This is a genomic window from Thalassotalea crassostreae, from assembly GCF_001831495.1.
GTDB classification, from domain to species: Bacteria; Pseudomonadota; Gammaproteobacteria; order Enterobacterales; family Alteromonadaceae; genus Thalassotalea_A; species Thalassotalea_A crassostreae.
Genome location: NZ_CP017689.1, coordinates 1598374 through 1619890, shown reverse-complemented (window position 1 = coordinate 1619890; position 21517 = coordinate 1598374). Strand labels below are relative to the sequence as shown.

Sequence of the window (21517 nt, the reverse complement as noted above, 5' to 3'; positions counted from 1 at the left end):
TTATTTCGCCTTCTCTTCAAACTTTTTCATAAACTCTACAAGGGCTTTAACCCCTTCCATTGGCATTGCGTTATAAATGCTCGCTCGCATGCCACCAACCATTCTATGCCCCTTCAACGCAAGTAAACCAGCGTCTTTCGCTTCACTTAAAAATTGTGCGTTTAATTCTTCATTTTTAAGGTAAAACGGTACGTTCATTGTACTGCGGTTAGCAAATTGAATACGGTTAAGGTAAAAATCACTGTCATCAATATAGTTATATAAGTATTGAGCTTTATCGTGATTTATCGCGCCCATCTGTTCAATACCGCCAAGCTCTTTAAGCCATTGAAATACTAGAGATGCCAAATACCAAGCATAAGTTGGAGGAGTATTAAACATTGAATCATTATCGGCAGTTACTTTGTAATCTAAGATCACTGGTGTTGCTGCTTGTTGATTACCAATCAAATCATCTCGAACAATAACAATCGTTAAACCTGATGGACCAATGTTTTTTTGCGCACCCGCATAGATTAAACCAAACTTAGATACGTCAATTGGGCGAGATAAAATGGTCGAAGACATATCAGCAACTAGAGGAATATCGCCAGTATCTGGAATATCAAAAATTTCAATACCATCAACAGTTTCATTTGGACAATAGTGAACGTAAGCGGCGTCTTTATTTATGCGCCAGTGTTCACTCGGTAATACTGACTTATTGCCGTTATCATCGATTACCGCATCAATTACACGAATATCACCAAACTTTTGTGCTTCGGCTACCGCAGCTTTAGACCACGAACCAGTGACGACATAATCTGCTGACTTGCCTTCAGGTAATAGATTTAAAGGAACCGCAGCAAATTGCCCACGACCACCGCCATGACAAAACAAGACTTTGTAGTTATCTGGAATGTTCATTAATTCGCGCAAGTCATGCTCGGCATCTTCTGCTAATTGCATAAACTCAGCACCACGATGAGATAATTCCATCACCGAACAACCGGTATTATTCCAATTTAAAAATTCGCTTTGCGCTTTTTTCATCACCGGTACAGGCAGCATTGCAGGTCCTGCACAAAAATTAAATACTTCGCTCATTTTCCAAAAACACTCACATCAGTTTATTTATTTTTATCCATTGCCAACCTAGTGTTAGCAACAATACGTTATAGATATAAGCTCAATCGCATAATCTATAAAGACAAAAAGAGCGGTAAAAACCGCTCTTTTTTATTTAGCTAGAAGAACTTATTCTTCTGTTTCAGCGTCACCTTCAGCGGTTTCTTCCGGCGCTGCTTGTTCAGGCGTTTCGCTAGCTTCAGTTTCAGGAGCATCTCCTTCCGCTACGACTAACTCTTCGTCTTCTTCTATCTCTTCGATTCGTTGTAAGCCAACTACGTTTTCGTCGTCTGCGGTACGAATTAAACGAACACCTTGGGTATTACGTCCAATGATACTCACTTCATTAACACGTGTTCTTACCAAAGTACCGTTATCAGTGATCATCATGATTTCATCATTCTCATCAACCTGAACAGCACCAACAACACTTCCGTTACGTTCACTTACTTTAATCGATACAACACCTTTAGTTGCACGAGACTTAGCTGGATACTCATCTAGCTCAGTACGTTTACCGTAACCATTTTGCGTTACTGTTAAGATAGCGCCGTCTGATTTAGGAACGATTAAAGATACAACTTTTTGATCGCCTTCTAAACGAATACCACGTACACCTGTTGCTGTACGGCCCATGGCACGTAATGCATGCAGTTGTTCACCAGTTTCTGGATCAATCTTGATTTCGCCAGTTTCACTGTCACGTTGCATTTCGTTAAAACGAACTACTTTACCTTCGTCTGAGAACAACATAATGTCGTTCGTACCGTCGGTAATATCGACACCGATTAAGGTATCGTCATCACGTAGATTCAGAGCAATAATACCGTTCGCACGAGGACGCGAGTATGCAGTTAAAGGTGTTTTCTTCACAGTACCTGATGCGGTAGCCATGATGATAAACTTGTCTTCTTCATATTCACGTACTGGCAGTATCGCAGTGATATGCTCATCATTTTCCAACGGTAAAATATTAACGATTGGACGACCACGAGCGGTACGTGTTGCAAGCGGTAATTGGAACACCTTCAACCAGTACATGCGACCACGGTCACTGAAACATAATATTGTATCGTGAGTATTCGCGACTAATAAGCGTTCGATGAAATCTTCTTCTTTCATCTTAGTTGCCGCTTTACCCTTACCACCACGACGCTGCGCATCATATTCACTTAGTGGTTGATACTTACAGTAACCTTCGTGAGAAAGCGTTACTACAACGTCTTCTTCGGTAATCAAATCTTCGAGTGATAAATCAAGAGATTTCAATGAAATTTCACTACGACGTTCATCACCAAATTCTTCACGTATTGCTTCAAGCTCTTCACGGATAACTTCCATTAAACGCTCAGGCGAACCAAGAATATGTAGTAATTCAGCAATGATGTCTAATAACTCTTTGTACTCATTTAGAATCTTTTCGTGTTCTAAACCAGTTAACTTCTGTAGTCGTAAATCAAGAATTGCTTGTGCTTGTTGAATCGTTAAGAAGTACTTGCCATCGCGAATACCGTATTGCTCTTCTAACCATTCAGGACGAGCAGCATCAACGCCAGCACGTTCAAGCATGTCTGCTACGTTACCTAACTCCCAACCTTGCGAGGTTAGCTTCTCTTTGGCTTCTGCAGCTGTTGGAGAGCTTTTGATTACCGCAATAATTGGATCGATATTTGATAATGCTACCGCAAGACCTTCAAGGATGTGAGCACGTTCACGAGCTTTACGTAATTCAAAAATTGTACGACGTGTAACAACTTCACGACGATGAAGTACGAAACTTTCTAGCATTTCTTTTAGGTTGAATAATTTAGGTTGGCCATTATCAATAGCAACCATGTTCATACCAAAAGATACTTGCATTTGAGTTAGCTTATATAAGTTGTTTAAAACAACTTCACCAACTTCGCCACGTTTTACTTCGATTACCATACGCATGCCGTCTTTATCAGACTCATCACGTAGTGCAGAAATACCTTCTAAACGTTTTTCTTTTACAAGCTCTGCCATTTTTTCAATTAGGCGAGCCTTGTTTACTTGGTATGGCAACTCATGAACCACGATGGTTTCTTTACCAGAGCTTTCATTAACTTCAATTTCAGCTCTAGCACGGATCATTAATTTACCACGACCTGTACGATACGCTTCTTGAATACCTGCAACACCACTGATAATACCCGCTGTTGGGAAGTCTGGTGCTGGAATATATTCAAATAATTCATCAATAGTAATATCGTTATTATCGATAAGCGCGATACAACCATTAATAACTTCGGTTAAATTATGCGGAGGTATATTAGTGGCCATACCTACGGCGATACCAGATGAACCATTAACTAAAAGGTTCGGTATGCGCGTCGGCATTACTGCTGGCATATATTCCTGACCATCATAGTTAGGAACAAAATCAACAGTTTCTTTTTCTAAGTCTGCGAGGATGGCATGCGAGATTTTCTGCATGCGGATTTCCGTATAACGCATAGCCGCGGCAGAATCGCCGTCAACAGAACCAAAGTTACCTTGGCCATCAACTAGCATGTAGCGTAAGGAGAACGGCTGAGCCATACGAACAATGGTGTCATATACAGCAGTGTCACCATGTGGGTGATACTTACCGATTACGTCACCAACAACACGGGCGGATTTTTTGTAACCCTTATTCCAGTCATTACCTAATGAGTGCATTGCAAAAAGTACACGTCGATGAACTGGTTTTAAACCATCGCGTACATCTGGTAATGCACGGCCTACGATTACACTCATCGCGTAATCAAGGTAGGAATTCTTTAATTCATCTTCAATATTGACAGGAACTATTTCTTTAGCCAGATCGGTCATAAAACGATGCTTTCCCTAAATGTCAGCAAAAATGCTCAAAATTATTATTATCGAGGCAGAATATTAGCACAGAAGCTAATAAGACTGCACTGCTTTATTGTGATAAAAGCCGATATTATTTGTCTGCTATGCAGAGATACATTGTGCGGCTTTTATCAATAAATTTCTAGGACATTGCCGTTAAATTCTTTTGATAAAATGTAACGGTTAATAAACCTACTAAGTACACCTGATTAAACAATAAAGGAAAGCAAAAGTCACTTACTTTTAACGTAAAAATTTAAGTTTGTTTACATTACCCTCAGACTTCGTTATAAATAATCAAAATAAGCTCTCTTTTAAACTAATAATAAGAATAATCATGGCCGAAACTAAAGATCGCAAAGTTACCATCCTTTATTACGATATAACCTCACTTGAGTTAAATCATGAAGTTGCTTTATTCCCGCAAAAAGATGGTGGCCGAGTAATCATTTCCGATGAATTTAAAAAGAACAAATCAATTATTGCCGTTTGTGATGGTGAAATTACTATCCTAAATAAAATCGGTGACCGAGTTGATGATTAATTGTTAGCCAATCTCAATTGACTAACCTTTAACCAAATCTTCTTCTTGGTATAAAAATTTTATAAAAAGCACGATTTAAACGTGCTTTTTTTTGTTTTCAATGTCTGCTTTGTAATAGAATCAATTCAGAACATCATTATGTGAATAAAACTCATGTCAGAAACTAAACAACCGTTAAACGTTAATCCCGAAGAAATTGCAAAGTTTGAAAAAGTTGCAAGCCAATGGTGGGATTTACATGGCGACTTTAAGCCTCTTCATCAAATAAACCCATTACGTCGAAATTTCATTACCTCTCATGTTGGTGATCTTTTTGATCTAAATATTATTGATGTTGGCTGTGGGGGCGGTATTTTAGCCGAGAGTTTAGCTAGGTTAGGCGCCAAAGTAACTGGTATCGATATGGGTGAGGAACCTTTGAATGTAGCCAAACTGCATGCCCTAGAGGCAGGTGTTGAACTCGATTATGAGAAAATCCCTGTAGAACATAAAGCTGAACAATGCCCACAACAATATGATGTTGTAACGTGTATGGAAATGCTTGAGCACGTACCTGATCCATCTTCTATTGTTAACGCTTGTGCGCAAATGGTAAAACCTGGTGGATACGTATTTTTCTCAACATTAAATAAAACGACTAAATCGTATTTATTTGCCATTCTTGCCGCTGAAAAGATATTGAAACTTGTTCCAGATGGTACTCATGATTGGGATAAATTTATTCGTCCTAGCCAATTAATCGGCTGGGCTGAAGAATGTGGATTAAAATGTTTTGATACAACCGGTATACATTACAACCCTATTACCGAAAACCACAAGCTTGCACCGGGGTTAGACGTGAACTATATCTTAGCGTTTAAAATGCCAGAGCAAGACTAACAATGACTATGAAGCTAACCAATTTTAATGCTGTTTTATTTGATCTCGATGGCACCTTGCTAGACACCGCTGACGACTTAGGGGCAACGCTAAATCATCTATTACAGCATTATGGATTTGAAACGGTACAATCGCAAGAATACCGTATGGTTGCTTCCGATGGTGTCTACCCTTTATTAGACTTGGGGTTCAAAGAAGAATTGGTTAATTTCGATCGAGAATTATTACGTCAACAGTTTCTTCAATACTACGAAAAAAACATCGCCACACACACCACATATTTTGATGGTGTTGAGCAATTATTAATAGAATTAAATCAGCAGCAGATGCCTTGGGGTGTTGTCACCAATAAACCAGGTTTTCTGACCGACCCTTTGTTGTCTCAATTTGAACTTTTTCAGCATTCAAAAACAAACATCAGTGGTGATACGACGGCGAAAAGCAAACCCCATCCAATGCCGATGTTTTTAGCCAGTCGCGAAATAAATGTAGCACCAGAGCAAATACTATATATAGGGGATGCGAAAAGAGACATTGAAGCAGGTCACGCTGCTAGTATGACCACAGGTATTGCCAAATGGGGTTATATAAAAGACTATGACGAACTCCCTTCATGGGCGGCTCACCATACCCTAGAACACCCACTGGATATACTGTCGCTCACGAAATAATCAACTCGCACAAAGATCGTACAGGCGTTTTAAGTTGTTGTATTTATTAGGTATTTCAAATGCACCAAAACAGTGATTTTTGCACTACGAAAATAACCCAAAATTTTATTAAATTATTTTTTTTTCGATAAATAAATCTTGATCTTTTGTTAATAGACAGAAAACAAAGGATACTAAGTTAGTTGCTACTAACCTAATTACGGTAAGTAAAAATACCGATGGCCAAACACTATATATAGGGGTTGCAATAAGTCCTAAACCTCATTATCTTGTGTATATCAACAACAAAAATTATAAACGATGAACAGGAAACTGGCACCTATGAATGCCCCTGAAGCTAAGCTAAATATAAATAAAGATAATCAACCAATGAATAACAACCTTTCTGTCACCAAACGCAACGGTGAAAAAGAACCTATTGATCTCGACAAAATCCACCAGGTAATCGACTGGGCTGCTGAAGGCCTAGACTCTGTATCTGTTTCACAGGTCGAAATTAAATCACATATACAGTTTTATGACGGCATCAAAACCGAAGATATTCATGAAACGATTATTAAAGCCGCAGCGGATCTAATTTCAGAAGAAACACCTGATTATCAGTATTTAGCTGCGCGTTTAGCGATCTTCCATTTACGTAAAAAAGCTTATGGCCAATATGAGCCACCTGCACTTTACGAACATGTTCAAGCGTTAGTGGGCTCAGGTAAATACGATAAGCATTTAACTGAAGACTACACTGCTGAAGAATTTGCACAAATGGATTCGTTTATTGACCACGAGCGAGATAAAACATTCAGTTACGCTGCGGTTAAGCAGTTAGAAGGTAAGTACTTAGTACAAAACCGTGTAACTGGTGAAATATATGAAAGTGCACAGTTTTTATATATGTTGGTTGCGGCATGTTTATTTGCAAAATACCCTCAAGAAACTCGTTTACAATATGTAAAAGGTTTCTATGACGCTATTTCGACGTTTAAAATTTCATTACCAACGCCGATCATGGCCGGTGTACGTACACCTACTCGTCAGTTCTCTTCTTGTGTATTAATTGAAGCAGGCGACAGTTTAGATTCAATTAACGCGACTACGAGCTCAATTGTAAAATACGTTTCACAACGTGCTGGTATTGGTATCAATGCTGGTCGCATCCGTGCATTAGGTAGCACGATTCGTAACGGCGAAGCATTCCATACAGGTTGTATTCCATTCTATAAACACTTCCAAACAGCAGTAAAAAGTTGTTCACAAGGTGGTGTTCGTGGTGGCGCAGCGACTTTATTCTACCCATTATGGCATTTAGAAGTCGAAAGCTTACTGGTACTTAAAAATAACCGAGGTGTTGAAGAAAACCGTGTTCGTCACTTAGATTACGGTGTGCAGTTTAACAAAACTATGTACCAACGTTTGATCAAAGGTGGATACATCACGTTATTCTCTCCTTCTGACGTACCTGGTTTATATGACGCATTCTTCCAAGACCAAGACAAGTTTGAAGAGCTTTATGTTAAGTACGAAAACGACGAGTCGATTCGTAAGAAACGTATTAAAGCAATTGAATTATTCACTTTATTTGCACAAGAGCGTGCAAGTACTGGTCGTATTTATTTACAAAACGTTGATCACTGTAATAATCACAGTCCGTTCGACCAGAAAGTTGCACCGGTTCGTCAATCAAACCTTTGTTTAGAGATTGCCCTACCGACTAAGCCTATGGAAGATGTTAACGATCCAAATGGCGAAATTGCCCTTTGTACATTATCTGCATTTAACTTAGGTAAAATTGACAGTTTAGATGAACTTGAAGGACTTGCTGATTTAGCGATTCGTGCCCTAGATAGCTTATTAGATTATCAAGACTACCCAGTTCCAGCAGCATTTAATGCCACTATGGGTCGTCGTACTTTAGGTGTTGGTGTAATCAACTACGCATATTACTTAGCTAAGAATGGTGTGTTCTACTCAAACGGTAGTGCAAACAACCTTACACATAGAACATTTGAAGCGATTCAATATTACTTATTAAAAGCCTCAAATCAGTTAGCAAAAGAGCAAGGCGCTTGTCCACTGTTCAATGAAACTAAGCTAGCACAGGGTATTCTTCCTGTTGATACATACAAAAAAGATGTAGATAAGATTTGTACCGAAGACTTACACTTAGATTGGGAAGGTTTACGAGCGAGTATTAAAGAGCACGGTGTACGTAACTCTACGGTATCTGCACTTATGCCATCTGAGACCAGCTCACAGATTTCTAATGCGACAAATGGTATTGAGCCGCCTCGTGGTTTGATTTCTATTAAAGCATCGAAAGATGGTGTACTTAAGCAAGTTGTACCAGAGTATGAAAAGCTTAAGCATAACTATGAACTACTTTGGAATATCCCTGACAACACAGGTTATTTAGAGTTAGTCGCAATTATGCAAAAATTCGTTGACCAAACAATTTCTGCAAATACTAACTACGATCCAATGAAATTTGAAAACGGTAAAGTACCAGTAAAACAAATTTTAAAAGATATTCTATTAGCTTATAAACTCGGTGTTAAGACCATGTATTATCACAACACTCGTGATGGTGCAGATGATAGCCAAGGTGATATGGATGACGGCTGTGAAGGCGGTGCATGTAAGATCTAAATAGGTCTTATAAGTATTAATTTAGACATTAGAAAAGAAGGCTGCGGCCTTCTTTTTTACTTTAAGGGACTAATGCCATCCATAGCATCACGGCACTCGTAATTCCATTTACAGCGTTTGTCGAAAATACAGGGACTACTCTTGTTCATCCATGAACTCGTAGCATTAATACATCCTTGTATGTCATGTAACACTTTTCTACGCTTTAAGGGAAAACTATAATTAAAACAGTAAATTTAACGACAAACCGTCACTGCTGTAATCTCTGCCGCCATTAGCAATATATACAACTTCTCGATGATACGCGCTTACCGCAAAATGTTTGGTGAACCTTAAATCAATTCCCAACTCAGCTGTTGCACCAAGATGCATACGGACATCTTCATCAAAACATTCCGCACAGCCTGCCTCTAAAGCAAAATAAGTCAAAAATGCATCAGTAAATAAACTCAAACCAATATAAGGGGTTAAAAACGATTCATTGTTAAAATCATATTGGCCGCCAAGCTCCAACGACACCGCATAATCAGAGTAGCCATCATCGTTGTGAATAGACTCGAATTGACCACTTTCATTGGGAAAATTGCTCTTAAGGCTATTGTCATCTTGTATCAGCGAGCTGAAATACTTGTCACGTGTTACAACTAAGCCAGCTTTAAATGTGAAGTTTGTCACCTTATCTTTCTGCATCACACCGACTCTTAATGCTTCGATATTATCTTCATCATTTCTATCATGGGAAATATAGAATATATCTGACGTACTTTTGGCAAAACAGTTAACACTTAAACTTGCTAAAAATAGTAGAGAGAATAACTTAGTTTTCATGAAAGCTTCCTTTTTCAATGAGTGACAATTAATAATGGCTAAACTATTGTATTTAGTCAAAGATTTACCCTTTGAACACATACAGCTCAGTGATATTCGACCTTAAATTAACTGTGAAGTTCAAAGCTAAAATTCAAAGCTTAAGCTCTTACCTAAAGCGCACAGTATTAACAGACAGAACGCTATTTTGTACATTAACCCATTCAAGCATATACTAGCGTAATGACCTTCACTAACATTGGAAACGTAGGAAATGAAATCCCTCTCTATAATAATAAGTCTTATGTTGTTATTCAGTTTTAACGTATCTGCAAAACAAGAATTAATCGATCCTGAACTATCGGATCTAAAGAATTTTCAGATTAATACCGATACTATGGTCAGTTCAGGATTACCTAATAAGAAGCACTTTCAAGCGTTACAAAATATGGGCGTCACAAATGTCATAGATCTTATCCCAGGGGACAGAACAGAAGAGTCGATGTTATTAAAAGAGCTAAAGCTAAATTATCATAATATTGCGGTAGACTGGGACAACCCAACGTTAGAAAACTTCAAAAAATATGTGGCATTAATGGCGAAAGCGAACGACAACGAAGAGATGACGCTAACCCACTGCAAGCTAAACTGGCGCGGTGCGACGTTTACTTATCTATATCGGGTAACTCAACTGAATGAATCTGAACAGCTGGCTGCAAAAGATATGTTAGCAATATGGCAGCCTAATGAAACTTGGCAAGCATTTATTGAAGACGTAAAAAACGAATACAAATAGGACAATACAAAAAGCTAAACTAGAAACTAAACTAGGGTCAGATCCTAGTTTATAGAAATAAAAAAGGGTAAGACCGAAGTCTTACCCTTTTCTTTAAATCTTGTGTTGATTAATTGATTGCTCAATTAATCAAAGCAGACATCAAATTATAATGGTTTGATGTTTTCTGCTTGTGGGCCTTTTTGACCTTGAGTTACAGTGAACTCAACTTTTTGACCTTCAGCAAGAGTTTTGAAACCGTCACCAACGATTGCACGGAAGTGTGCGAAAACGTCAGGACCATTTTCTTGTTCGATGAAACCAAAGCCTTTAGCTTCGTTAAACCATTTTACTGTACCAGTTGTAGTAGACATAATAATATCCTATTTAATAAAGATTAATTTCGACCTTTCCAATGAAGGCCATAAAGTTAAAAGCAAACTATCCTTTATTTAAAACAGGCCGATGTTAATAATTAATATTAATAACAACGAATTATTGTGCATAAACTATAGGTCGAACTTTCAAGCTGAGAGAATTATATACAATATTGAGAATTAATCGAGCGGTTTCTTGTGTCTGTTTGTAATAATTTGTTCAAAGCATTGTAAATAAATCGTTAAAAAACCCAGAAAATCAACTTAACGCATTGATTGTATAGACTTTTAATTAAAAAACCCGACGTTAGATAAAAACAAATTAATTTCAAATTAATTTATTTAAATTGCGTTAGCCAGTCTATTTTGACCGTAATCACCGTATATTCAGGCTCAATAGCTTTTTTAGCCGGCTCCATGAACGTAACTTGTGAGGGCTTTCAGTAAAGCTTTTAAACTACAAATACATCCAACTTAACGTGAACGATAAAATTACCCACATTAAAATTATCAGCGGGATACCAACTCGCATAAAGTCAGAAAAATGATAACCACCGGCGTTCATTACTAATAAATTGGTTTTATAAGCCATTGGCGTGGCATAGCTTAAGTTAGCACCAAATAATACCGCGAGGACAAACGGCTCTGGCGGAGCGCCAAGTTGAGTTGCTACAGATATTGCTATTGGCGTGCCTATAACCGCAGCAGCATTATTGGAAACAATATTAGTCAGTACCGCAAGTAATAGCATTAATGCCGCTAACACGCCGCCAGTTGGTAAATCCTGAGCTAAAGCAACAAACACCTGAGCGATATATTCTGCGCCGCCTGTAACCATCATCGCAGAGCCAAGAGCAAGCGATGCAGCAACAATTAAGATAACTTGCGTAGAAAGTGCGCCAGCAACTTCTTTCCAATTAAGGCATTGGGTTAATAACAATAAGAACACGCCACAAATAGCACTTATTGCAATTGGAACGATACCAAATACTGGAATCGCAACAACGCCCAATAAAATAGACAGCGCTAAAGGTGCTTTTTTCGACTGTACTAATTTGGCGATACCATCGAGTACCAAGATGCCCTGCTTTTGTTTTAGGCTTTCAACTTGAGAGACTTCACCTTGAACAAGCAGGATGTCACCTATCTTTAATGGTACATTACCAATTTTTTGGCGGCCAACTTCCATAGCTTTACCATCTCGGTGCAGCGCGATCACTGATAAACCATGGCGAATAGCAAAGTTTGCCTGTTTTAATGTACGGCCTATTAAGCCGGAGCCTAATATAACAACTATTTCTGCAAGCATTTGGTTGTCGGCTTTAAAAGGGTGCTCTTCATCGGCTTTATGTTTACCAGAATAAAGCTCGGCACCTAATACTGTTTCATATTCTTTTAATTGATCAGGCGTATCCTTAACATGCAGTCTATCCCCTACTCTTAATTGCGTATCAGGCAAAGGTACAAGTCGTCTGTTATCTGGACTGCGTTGAATACTTTCTATTTGAATTTGATTTTGTGTCAGAGCTTTAACTTCACTAATGGATTTACCATTAGCAAAACTGGTTTCGTTTATATGTAAATAAGCTCCAAATAAACGAGGTGAAGTATCAGGTAAACTCGCTGCACGTGTTGGCAATAACCTTGGTGCCACAAGCCATAAATAAATTACCGCAACACTTGCAGCAATTAGCGCAGGTTTAGCGAAATCAAACATACCAAAACGCTCTAAGCCCATATCGGCTGCAACGCTGACAACAAGTAAATTGGTTGATGTACCAATCGTCGTTACCATACCGCCAACTAAGGTTGCTAGTCCCATAGGTAGTAACATGCCTGTTGCATCCGTTTTGGTTCTTAACGCGACACTAATAAGGATTGGCAACAACAACACCACGATTGGTGTATTGTTAACGAACGCACTTAATGTTCCAGCAATAATTAAAGTCAGTAATAATGACAATGCAGGACTATACTTCCAGGCTTTTGCAAGCGACCGCCCAATGGGCTCTAACGCACCTGTAGTTACCAAGGATTGACCTATGATCATTAACGCACACACAGTAACGAGTGCTTCGTGACCAAAGCCCGAGAAAAACGAGATTGGTTCTAGCAATTTGCCATCAACCTCAAATGGAAAGACAGCAAACATTACAGTAAGGATTGCAATAACCGCGAGAGATGAGGTTTCAAGAGGAATGTCTTCACGACGGAATAAATAAAGAGCTAACAAAGTTAACAGTAAAATTGCCAGTGCGTGGTAATTTGGCAAATCTGGGAATGTCATATTCAGCATCTATTACAGCTACCTGTAGTAAAATTTAACGGCATTTATTGACTTTTATTATGTTAATTAGATATTTAGCCAGTGCCTTTAGTTAAGAATTAACAATAGCAAAGTTAAGCAACATTGCGAACATTAAATAACGATCAAAGTGTAAATATTTTTTCAGTAAAAAATATTGAATTTAATCTCATTTGAAGAAAATCTGAATATAATTTGTACGTTAACTTAAGGTGCAACGTGGCGCTAAAGAAGAGTCACTATAGCTTTCGTTAATGGCTTTCATATCTGCTCATTAAAATCAACAAATATAGTTGCATTTTTACCAAATTAATTGCTAGAAATAATCGGATATTTGGTGCTATTATCAAATTCAGACACAAGATGTAGTGACATTACTCAATTAGTAACACTAGTTAGACATGTTTAATGTCATTGCAACAAAAATACGCCTTTGGCCTAGATAATAATAACAATAACTCAGGCAGACACGATAGATAAACGCTGCCGTTATCTTGGATAAACGCACTTCAGTAAGTAAGTTACTGATAAACAAATTATTTATAAAACTTTAAGCTAATAATTCAACAACACCGCCCAAAAAATGATAATTAAAGCGGTTTGTAAAGGAGAGGTAATGACCTATTCAACCTTTAATCAAGGAAAAAACGATCCGTTGTTAGAGCCTATGTTCTTAGGACAAACAGTAAACGTTTCTCGTTACGATCAACAAAAGCACCCTATTTTTGAAAAGTTGATTGAAAAACAATTATCGTTCTTTTGGCGTCCTGAAGAAGTAGATATCTCTAAAGACCGTGCCGATTGGCAATCACTAACTAAAAGTGAACAGCACATTTTTATTTCAAATTTGAAATATCAAACATTGCTCGATTCAATCGCGGCACGCAGCGTAAACGTGAGCATGTTACCGCTAGTATCTATTCCAGAGCTTGAAACTTGGATTGAGACTTGGGGTTTTTACGAAACCATCCACTCTCGTTCATACACACATATTTTACGCAACTTATTTACCGATCCAAGTGAAGTATTTGATGATATCGTGATCAACGAAAACATCTTAAACCGTGCAAGTGCTATCAGTGTTTATTTTGACCGTGTTATTTTATTAACACAGTTATACCAATCACAAGGCGAAGGTACTTATACAGTTGAAGGTGAAGAAGTTGTTGTTACACAACGAGAAATCAAAAAAGCCTTATATCGTTCAGTTTGTTCAACAAACGCTTTAGAAGCGATTCGATTTTATGTTTCATTTGCTTGTTCATTTGCCTTTGCTGAGCGTGAGTTACTTGAAGGTAACGCAAAAATTATCAAGCTAATTGCTCGTGATGAAGCTGTTCATTTAACTTCTACTCAACATATTCTAAATATCTGGGCTAGTGGCAAAGATGATCCTGAAATGAAAGAGATTTCAGAAGAGTTACATGAAGAAGGGTTACAGTTATTCCTTGATGTAATTGAGCAAGAAAAAGAATGGGCTGAATACCTATTTAAAGATGGTTCAATGATTGGCCTTAATGCTGAAATCTTAAAACAGTACATTGAGTATCTTTCAAATCAACGTTTAACAGCGATTGGTTATGCGCCACAGTTTGAAATTAAGAGTAACCCGCTACCATGGATTAATTCTTACCTTTCAAGTGATAACGTGCAAGTAGCACCACAAGAAACAGAAATTTCATCATACTTAGTTGGTCAAACTGATTCGGCAGTTGATGCCAGTGACTTTGAAGATTTCGATCTTTAATTATAGATATTGACTCACTCAACTCCACATGAGTTTAGATATCAATGAGTAAAAAAGTCACAATCGATGGTAAGGTTGTCGAACAACAGTTCGACAACCTTATTTTCAAAACCACACTCGAATATCTCGAAGCAAATAACATCGAAATTCACTATCATTGTCGTGATGGGTTTTGTGGTGCTTGTAGAGTTACATTAAATAAAGGTGAAGTTGAGTACATTAATGGTGAACCTTTAGCCTTTATTCGAGAAGACGAAATATTACCTTGCTGCTCAGTCCCTACTACAGACATTGACATTACTAGCGAATAAAAAAACCAGTTCATATTGAACTGGCCTTCATCAACTGCTCTCATTATTTACACATAATAAGCTAGTCCGTTTCTTCTAAACCATGTGCAGATCGCAGTAATGTTTTCTTAGACGTATTTAAATGCGTTTCCATCGCTGCAATCACGCCAGAAGTATTATGAGCTAATAATTGCGTCATGATTTCTACGTGCTCTTTTAATGCAACAACGTTACGCTCAAACTCATCACCCTTGTTCCATTGATAATGGTAATGACATATTAAAGATACAACGTCAAAGAACTGCATAAAAAATCTGTTTTCAGATGCTCGTTGAATAATAAAGTGAAATTTCCTATCCAATTCACTCAATTCTGTATAGCGGTTTTCTACATCCGCTAACACTTCATTGTGCTTATCTAGTAATATAGAAATTTCTTGCCAAACTTCATCATCGCTTGGCGTTGCAAGCAATTTAGTAATAGAACTCATTTCCAATATTCGGCGAAACTCAACCAGTTCTAAAGCAAATTTTTCATCAAACTCGATCATCTGCCACTTCGCTCTAGGTTTTTTATCAATTAAACCAAAGCGTGAAAATTTAATTAAAAACTCTCTAACAGTTATTGTGTTACAACCAGACGATTTAGCTAACTCTAGTTCTGAGAACTTATCACCGGGTAATAGTTTGCCGTGATTGATTAAATCCAAAAAGTACTTTTCAATGATTTCTTCCTTTGAAGAAACACCTTGGCTGGTATCAAAATAATCGTCTTGATTAGATGCTCGAAGGACACGTTTTTGTGAACCATTGATCGATACAACACCTTTCTTTTCAAGTTCAATTAATGCTGTTCGAATCGTTGTTCTACTTACATTAAGTTGTTTCGCTAAGGTATTGTCTTTGAGAAAGACTTCACTGCCTTTAGAATAGTCAGTTATTGTTGCTAAAATACCGTTTACGGTTTCTTGAATAAGGTGACTTTGAGCACTCACATCAATTTCCTTTTTATGATTAGTATTAGTTAAAACTAGTATATAGCAAAGTGTTGTTTATTTATAGTATATAAGAATAAAATGGGAAAATTGATATTTTGATGTATTTACACAATAAAAACATTAATGTTAGATGTTTTTCATCTGATAAATTTAATCATTGCCTAGATAACCTAAATTTAACAACGATTAAGTAATATTATCCAAATCAATTGAAATTAAGCCTTGTTCACGCATCGCTAACCAAAATGACTTAGGTACTTTGGCTTGTGCTAAGGAAATGTTACTTTTTACTCTTTTAGGTGAGCTTGAGCTTAGCGCAATTGCTTTAATCTCATCAAATAAGAATGAAAACTGTACGCAAACCTCGGCAGGCATCACACAGAACTCTTCACATAATGCATTAAACTTGTCACGCCATAAAAACTCTTGTGGATGGCTTTGTCGATTAATTTTTTTATAATCGAAATTGTCACTACCTAACAAAAATCCAGCATTGAATACCGCAGAGTTAATCACGCCAACCCCTTGATTACCTAATTTCTTTAATAACGCTATTGTTGACGCCTTGTGAGTATATGGAGTTACCGAGCAAGCAAACATTGCCCAATCGAGTTGTATATGATCACTAATGAAATCAATCACATTAACATCTTTTGCGCCCACGCCTACCGACTCAACTTTACCTGCATCACGAAGTTCCATTAATGCTTTATAAGCGTCAAGTATGTCTTGTTTACGTTTGCATAAATCTTCATCGTCAGTTGCAGCTGCTAAATACTCATCAGGATCATGTATAGACACAATTTGGGATTCGTACTCACCTAATAGCTCATTACCCTGATGGTAACAATCTAGAATACCTTGATAAGAAATATCTTGTACCGCGTCATGTTGCAAATTTATCCATGCGCCAGGTTCAAATGTTGGTTCAGCGGTCGTTAACGGCACACGTTTCCAACCAAGCTTGTTGCTAATTTTAACGTCTTTGGGATCAACATTTAGTGCTTTAAGGCCAGCAGCTAAAGACTCTAATGCTAGTCCAGCTCCGTATTTACCAGCGCTATCGAATAGTGGCGTTGTTGGGCTATTTTCAACAGCCGCCTGAACTAGTTGATTTTTTGTTGAGCTATCGAGCTCAACAAACAAATTACCTAAACTACTTGTACCAAAGACAATCTTAGGTAAAGACACTGATTTTCTCATACGTTCCTGCTTTTTATTTTGCTTTCTCATAGCGATTCAAATAAAGAGCTTGAAAGTTAGCCACCTTCAAGCCATAGCATCAGCTAAATTATTTTTTTTTGGCGGCTTTTCTTTGTTCCTTCATATAAGCCTTCACTGCTTTCATTTTATCTTCACCAATAATAGCAACTAGCTCTGTTTCAGTGGTATCTTTAATTGGTTTTGTCGCTGCTCTAAAGGCCTTTTTGTCACCTTTGTGTTTTACTTTCGCAGCATCTACTAACTGCTGACTTTGCAAAAGTATGTCATATACTTGCTTTTGTTGGCTTTCAGTAAGATCTACTGCTTGCGAAAATGATTGTGCTTTCGTTTGAGCAACCTTTGCTGATTTATCTTTTGACGCTGCAAATGTAGATGCTGATGTAACTAATAAAAGGCCGATTAAAATCGTTGCTATGTTTTTCATGTTAATCCTTATAATTTTTCGAATAGTTAACTTTTATGATATTAAACATTTCAAAGATAAGGTACTTTAACCACACGGTCAAAATACCTAACCTAAATGAAAATTTTATTCTTCGGTGAACTCAGCAAACGTGCCAACACGTTGTTTTAATTCCATCGATAACTGTTGCTTCAATTGTTCTACAATCTCTTTATTTTCAGGGTTGTTTATTACGTTGTTTTTTTCTTTTGGATCATCTAAATAGCGGTATAATTGGTCGGTTGAGTAGTAATTTTCTTCACCATAAGTTTTCACAACTAAATGTTCTAAACCACGACCACCAGGTGTCCCGCCCATATGCATCCATGGTAGCCCTTTAGAACTTTTACCTTTCGACTGGGCTAATTTTTTACGTTCTGATAATGGCATATCCAGCTTTTCTTGAGGAACACGGTAAGCAATGTATTTCCAACCATCTTTGATAATAGCTCGGGTAACACCAATTTCAGACACAAGATAATCGCGCCACTTACTATTATCACCTTTAAATAGAGGCACCATGCTTACACCGTCAGTTTTTGGCGCTTTCTTAACATTTGCAAGTTCATAAATAGTTGGTGCTATATCGATGTTGGCAACAATATCGGTGCTGCGTCTTGCACCCTTAAATTTATCACCAAACCAAACAAATGAAGGTGTTAATGCGCCGCCTTGGTACATGCTGCCTTTACCGCCCTCAACACCATGATCATTAAAGTAAAATATAATAGTGTTATCTAGTTCATTGGTGCTTTCCAATTTCGTAAGTAAGGCACCAACAGCATCATCTAACCATAAAACATCTGCTGCGCGTTTTTCTAATCCGTGTTGTTTGATTCTTTCAGTAATACTGTCACGTGAAGGTTGTACATTTGGAATATCTTTATCAGCAAGTAAACCAATTGGCGTCATACGCGGATCACCTTTGTACTTGCTACCTTGCTTATGAGGCCCATGTTCAAGTGTTGTTGCAAAATAAAGAAAAAACGGTTCGTCTTTTTTACTGGCAAGGTCAATAAAGTTAAGACCACCTTCGGTAATCCAGTCTTGGTTATGCGCTTCCACGGCTTTAGGATATTGACCTGGAACATTGCCAGTGTATATGCGGTCAGCAAAGTCAAAGCCATTATCCTTGTATGCTTGGATTTGAGCTTGCTGATTTTCAACAAGCTTAGCGATTACGTCCGATTTAGTAACATCTGATTTGCGGTTTATTTTATGAATGATTTTACTTTCAAATACGTGATTCTTACCCACCCCACCAGTGAAGTAACCATTTTGTTGCAATACTTTAGCAATGCTATTGTCATGTGGTTCAATATGGGTATTAAACGCAACATTCGCTTGTTTATATTTATTTAGATCGTTAGTAAATCGGCTATTTTTGGCGCGACTCGCAAGATTCCCGGTAAGTACTGAAAAACGGCTCGGCGTACACACTGTACTTGTAGCGTACATTTGATCAAAAATAATACCTTCATTCGCAAGTCGATCAACATTTGGAGATAAGTTAAGTGGCTTTCCTTGCTTATCGCGACCTTCTTTTAAAAAATTAAAATCAATTCGGTGCTGATCATCTGTTACGATCACAACGATGTTAGGTTTTAAATCAGTGTTTGCTAATACGTTACTGGTAGCGAATAAAGCTAGCAGCAAGCTAGATACTTGGTAAAATTTACGATACATATTATTCTCAATAATTTATTCATAACGGCCAAACAAGCCAAGTGTATATTAACGATAATATCCACTCCAAAACAGTTTAGCAAATATATTTACGTGCTCTTTACATAAAAAAAAGACCAACCTTTGAGCAAAGCATTTAAAACCGAACATTTAGAGCTGTATTAAGCCATTAAATTTATTCTCATCAATAGTTCTTTACATAGATTTTACACAATAAGATTTGTCAGATTAGATTATTAAATGTACATTAAATGTACTTTAATTATAATAACCACACGTAACATTAGTATTGAGTAGCTTATATTGAGCATAATTTAAAAAATAAAATACAACATAGAGAGTCCTAATATGAAAAAATTTTCCCTAAATCTGTTAACTCTGGCGGTAATATCTGCATCCGTTTTAGCAAATAACGATAAGCAATATATTTATACCGACACCAACGTTGCTCAGTTAGGGACAGAAGAAGCTGCTCTATTAAAAAAACATGAAGGTAAGTTCACTAGACCAACTTATCAAACAGCCGTAGCTGAGTACCGCAAAGATTGGGATAAAATAGCAGAAAATAAAATTCCTGAATGGATCATTGATGCAAAATTTGGAATTTATACCCACTGGGGCGTTTACTCTGTACCGGCTTTTGAAACAAACGTTTATCATCGTTATATGTACGACAAAACTAACCCTCGTGGTATCTATCAATATCACTTAGAAAACTTTGGTAAGCCCGAGGATTTTGGCTACAGCAAATTTGTAGATATGTTTAAAGCCGAAGAATACAACGCTAAAGACATGCTCGAACTAATGATTGACTCTGGCGCTAAATTTGGCGGTTTAGGGACAGTACATCATGATGGCTTTTTGATGTGGGATAGTAAAATCAGTCGCTGGAATGCTGGAAATATGGGCCCGAAACGTGATTTATATGGCGAGTTTGTTACCGAGGCACGCAAGCGTAATTTTAAAGTTGCCGCAAGTTTTCATCACGCAAGAACTTGGGATATGGTGCACAAATCAATTGATGAGAGTAGCTTTACAGCAGAAGAGAAAAGTAAGCTGGATATTTACGATCAACAGTTTGAAGACTTTTACCCAGGACGAAACAGCAAAACCACCACCATTGATGTCTTTGCTCAGCAATGGCATGACAAAATAATAGAAGTGATTGATAAATACTCGCCAGATTTTTTCTTTTTTGACGGCATAAAACGCACCAACCAAAACTCACCAGAAAACTTAGTTGTTGATGCATTAGATTACTATTACGAGCATGCTAAAGCAGAAGGAAAAGAAGTTGTCGTTGCCAATAAACTACCCGGTGGTGCTAACTTTAACTTTCCTGAACACATAGGTATTCCAACCTACGAAGGCGGTCGTGATATGCCGGCCGATGTTGGAGGTTATTTCTTAGTGGATCGAGCAATTAGCTATCCATGGACTTACGTTAAAAACAAGAACTACAACCTTAATGCCAATTACCATATTGATGCACTGATGGACATGGTTGCTCGTGGCGGTATCTATTTATTGTCACTAACGCCAATGGCATCTGGTGCAATTGATCCTACTGAAGAAGCAATTTTCCGTGAAATTGGTCAATGGTTAAAGGTGAACGGTGAAGCGATTTACGATACTAGACGCTGGACCATTCCTGCTGAAGGTCCTATTTCTACTTGGAAAGTAGCAAAAAGTGGTAAAAATAAACAAGTTATGCGAATGGTTTGGAGCTACAACAAGGTAAAAGACGGTGAAATACGCTTTACCCAAAAAGATGGGCAACTCTATGCCATGTCGTTAACTTGGCCTAAATCTGGTGAAGTGCTAATTAAGAGTTTAAAAGATAACTCTGAATATTACCCACAAGCTATTAATAAAGTATCAATGCTTGGCTTTGGCGAAGTTGAATTTACTCGCACAAATGAAGGCTTGAAAATCAAACTACCAGCGAAAAAACCATCGGCAATATTTAACCATGGTATGTCATTTAAAATAAACTAAACATCTGGTTTAATGTTAACGACTAACTAGAAAACAAAAAAAGGTTGAATAGAATTTCTATTCAACCTTTTTTACGTCTGATAACTGCTGCCCTATTCCCTTAACTTCAATGCAACTAAATGATAAAAAAGCATTGCAAATAGATATTACAATGCTTAAATGTTAACAA

At 37.5% G+C, this 21517-nt stretch carries 17 protein-coding genes; 8 read left to right on the top strand and 9 right to left on the bottom strand.

Features of this window, described 5'->3' with window-relative positions:
- Together serC and gyrA are read right to left on the bottom strand one after the other, a co-directional pair.
- Positions 1-1086, bottom strand: a complete 1086-nt coding sequence (serC, locus tag LT090_RS06940) for a 3-phosphoserine/phosphohydroxythreonine transaminase (protein WP_068545209.1) — start codon at positions 1084-1086, stop codon at positions 1-3.
- A 150-nt stretch (positions 1087-1236) separates the two neighbouring features.
- The gene (gene gyrA / locus LT090_RS06935) at positions 1237-3942 is read right to left on the bottom strand and encodes a DNA topoisomerase (ATP-hydrolyzing) subunit A (RefSeq protein ID WP_068545208.1); all 2706 of its coding nucleotides are present in this window, start codon (positions 3940-3942) and stop codon (positions 1237-1239) included.
- Between the two features lie 361 nt (positions 3943-4303).
- On the opposite strand from gyrA, the gene LT090_RS06930 reads away from it, so the two are divergent.
- From LT090_RS06930 to nrdA, 4 genes are all read left to right on the top strand, one after another.
- Positions 4304-4510, top strand: coding sequence for a TIGR02922 family protein (locus tag LT090_RS06930; RefSeq protein ID WP_068545207.1), 207 nt, complete (start codon positions 4304-4306; stop codon positions 4508-4510).
- Positions 4511-4663: 153 nt separating this feature from the next.
- Entirely contained in the window at positions 4664-5389 is a 726-nt protein-coding gene (gene ubiG / locus LT090_RS06925; RefSeq protein ID WP_068545206.1) for a bifunctional 2-polyprenyl-6-hydroxyphenol methylase/3-demethylubiquinol 3-O-methyltransferase UbiG, read from the top strand.
- Between the two features lie 2 nt (positions 5390-5391).
- Positions 5392-6060 carry an HAD family hydrolase gene (locus LT090_RS06920; protein WP_068545205.1) on the top strand — a complete coding sequence of 223 codons (669 nt, stop codon included), beginning with the start codon at positions 5392-5394 and terminating at the stop codon, positions 6058-6060.
- 369 nt (positions 6061-6429) lie between these two features.
- Positions 6430-8700 carry a class 1a ribonucleoside-diphosphate reductase subunit alpha gene (gene nrdA / locus LT090_RS06915; RefSeq protein ID WP_068545349.1) on the top strand — a complete coding sequence of 757 codons (2271 nt, stop codon included), beginning with the start codon at positions 6430-6432 and terminating at the stop codon, positions 8698-8700.
- A 222-nt stretch (positions 8701-8922) separates the two neighbouring features.
- Here the strand turns inward: nrdA and LT090_RS06910 are convergent, their stop codons facing one another.
- Positions 8923-9528 (bottom strand): hypothetical protein, encoded by a 606-nt coding sequence (locus LT090_RS06910; RefSeq protein WP_068545204.1) that lies wholly within the window; start codon positions 9526-9528, stop codon positions 8923-8925.
- Positions 9529-9811: 283 nt separating this feature from the next.
- On the opposite strand from LT090_RS06910, the gene LT090_RS06905 reads away from it, so the two are divergent.
- On the top strand, positions 9812-10303 hold the full coding sequence (locus LT090_RS06905; RefSeq protein WP_226996532.1) for a protein tyrosine phosphatase family protein: 492 nt from the start codon (positions 9812-9814) through the stop codon (positions 10301-10303).
- Positions 10304-10449: 146 nt separating this feature from the next.
- Here the strand turns inward: LT090_RS06905 and LT090_RS06900 are convergent, their stop codons facing one another.
- Both LT090_RS06900 and LT090_RS06895 read right to left on the bottom strand, forming a co-directional pair.
- On the bottom strand, positions 10450-10656 hold the full coding sequence (locus LT090_RS06900) for a cold-shock protein (protein ID WP_068545202.1): 207 nt from the start codon (positions 10654-10656) through the stop codon (positions 10450-10452).
- Positions 10657-11116: 460 nt separating this feature from the next.
- Positions 11117-12955 carry an SLC13 family permease gene (locus tag LT090_RS06895; RefSeq protein WP_226996531.1) on the bottom strand — a complete coding sequence of 613 codons (1839 nt, stop codon included), beginning with the start codon at positions 12953-12955 and terminating at the stop codon, positions 11117-11119.
- Between the two features lie 625 nt (positions 12956-13580).
- Here LT090_RS06895 and nrdB point away from each other — a divergent pair.
- Complete coding sequence (nrdB, locus tag LT090_RS06890) at positions 13581-14711, top strand: class Ia ribonucleoside-diphosphate reductase subunit beta (protein WP_068545200.1); 1131 nt, start codon at positions 13581-13583, stop codon at positions 14709-14711.
- 44 nt (positions 14712-14755) lie between these two features.
- A complete protein-coding gene (gene yfaE, locus LT090_RS06885; protein ID WP_089152989.1) occupies positions 14756-15022 on the top strand; it encodes a class I ribonucleotide reductase maintenance protein YfaE in 267 nt (88 codons plus the stop codon).
- Positions 15023-15083: 61 nt separating this feature from the next.
- Here yfaE and LT090_RS06880 read toward each other — a convergent pair whose 3' ends face one another.
- From LT090_RS06880 to LT090_RS06865, 4 genes are all read right to left on the bottom strand, one after another.
- Positions 15084-15995 (bottom strand): GntR family transcriptional regulator, encoded by a 912-nt coding sequence (locus tag LT090_RS06880; RefSeq protein WP_068545198.1) that lies wholly within the window; start codon positions 15993-15995, stop codon positions 15084-15086.
- A gap of 189 nt (positions 15996-16184) precedes the next feature.
- On the bottom strand, positions 16185-17231 hold the full coding sequence (locus LT090_RS06875) for an aldo/keto reductase (RefSeq protein ID WP_068545197.1): 1047 nt from the start codon (positions 17229-17231) through the stop codon (positions 16185-16187).
- A 58-nt stretch (positions 17232-17289) separates the two neighbouring features.
- Entirely contained in the window at positions 17290-17646 is a 357-nt protein-coding gene (locus tag LT090_RS06870; RefSeq protein WP_068545196.1) for a hypothetical protein, read from the bottom strand.
- Between the two features lie 105 nt (positions 17647-17751).
- The gene (locus LT090_RS06865; RefSeq protein WP_068545195.1) at positions 17752-19350 is read right to left on the bottom strand and encodes a sulfatase family protein; all 1599 of its coding nucleotides are present in this window, start codon (positions 19348-19350) and stop codon (positions 17752-17754) included.
- 348 nt (positions 19351-19698) lie between these two features.
- On the opposite strand from LT090_RS06865, the gene LT090_RS06860 reads away from it, so the two are divergent.
- A complete protein-coding gene (locus LT090_RS06860; protein WP_068545194.1) occupies positions 19699-21348 on the top strand; it encodes an alpha-L-fucosidase in 1650 nt (549 codons plus the stop codon).
- Positions 21349-21517: the final 169 nt, after the last annotated feature.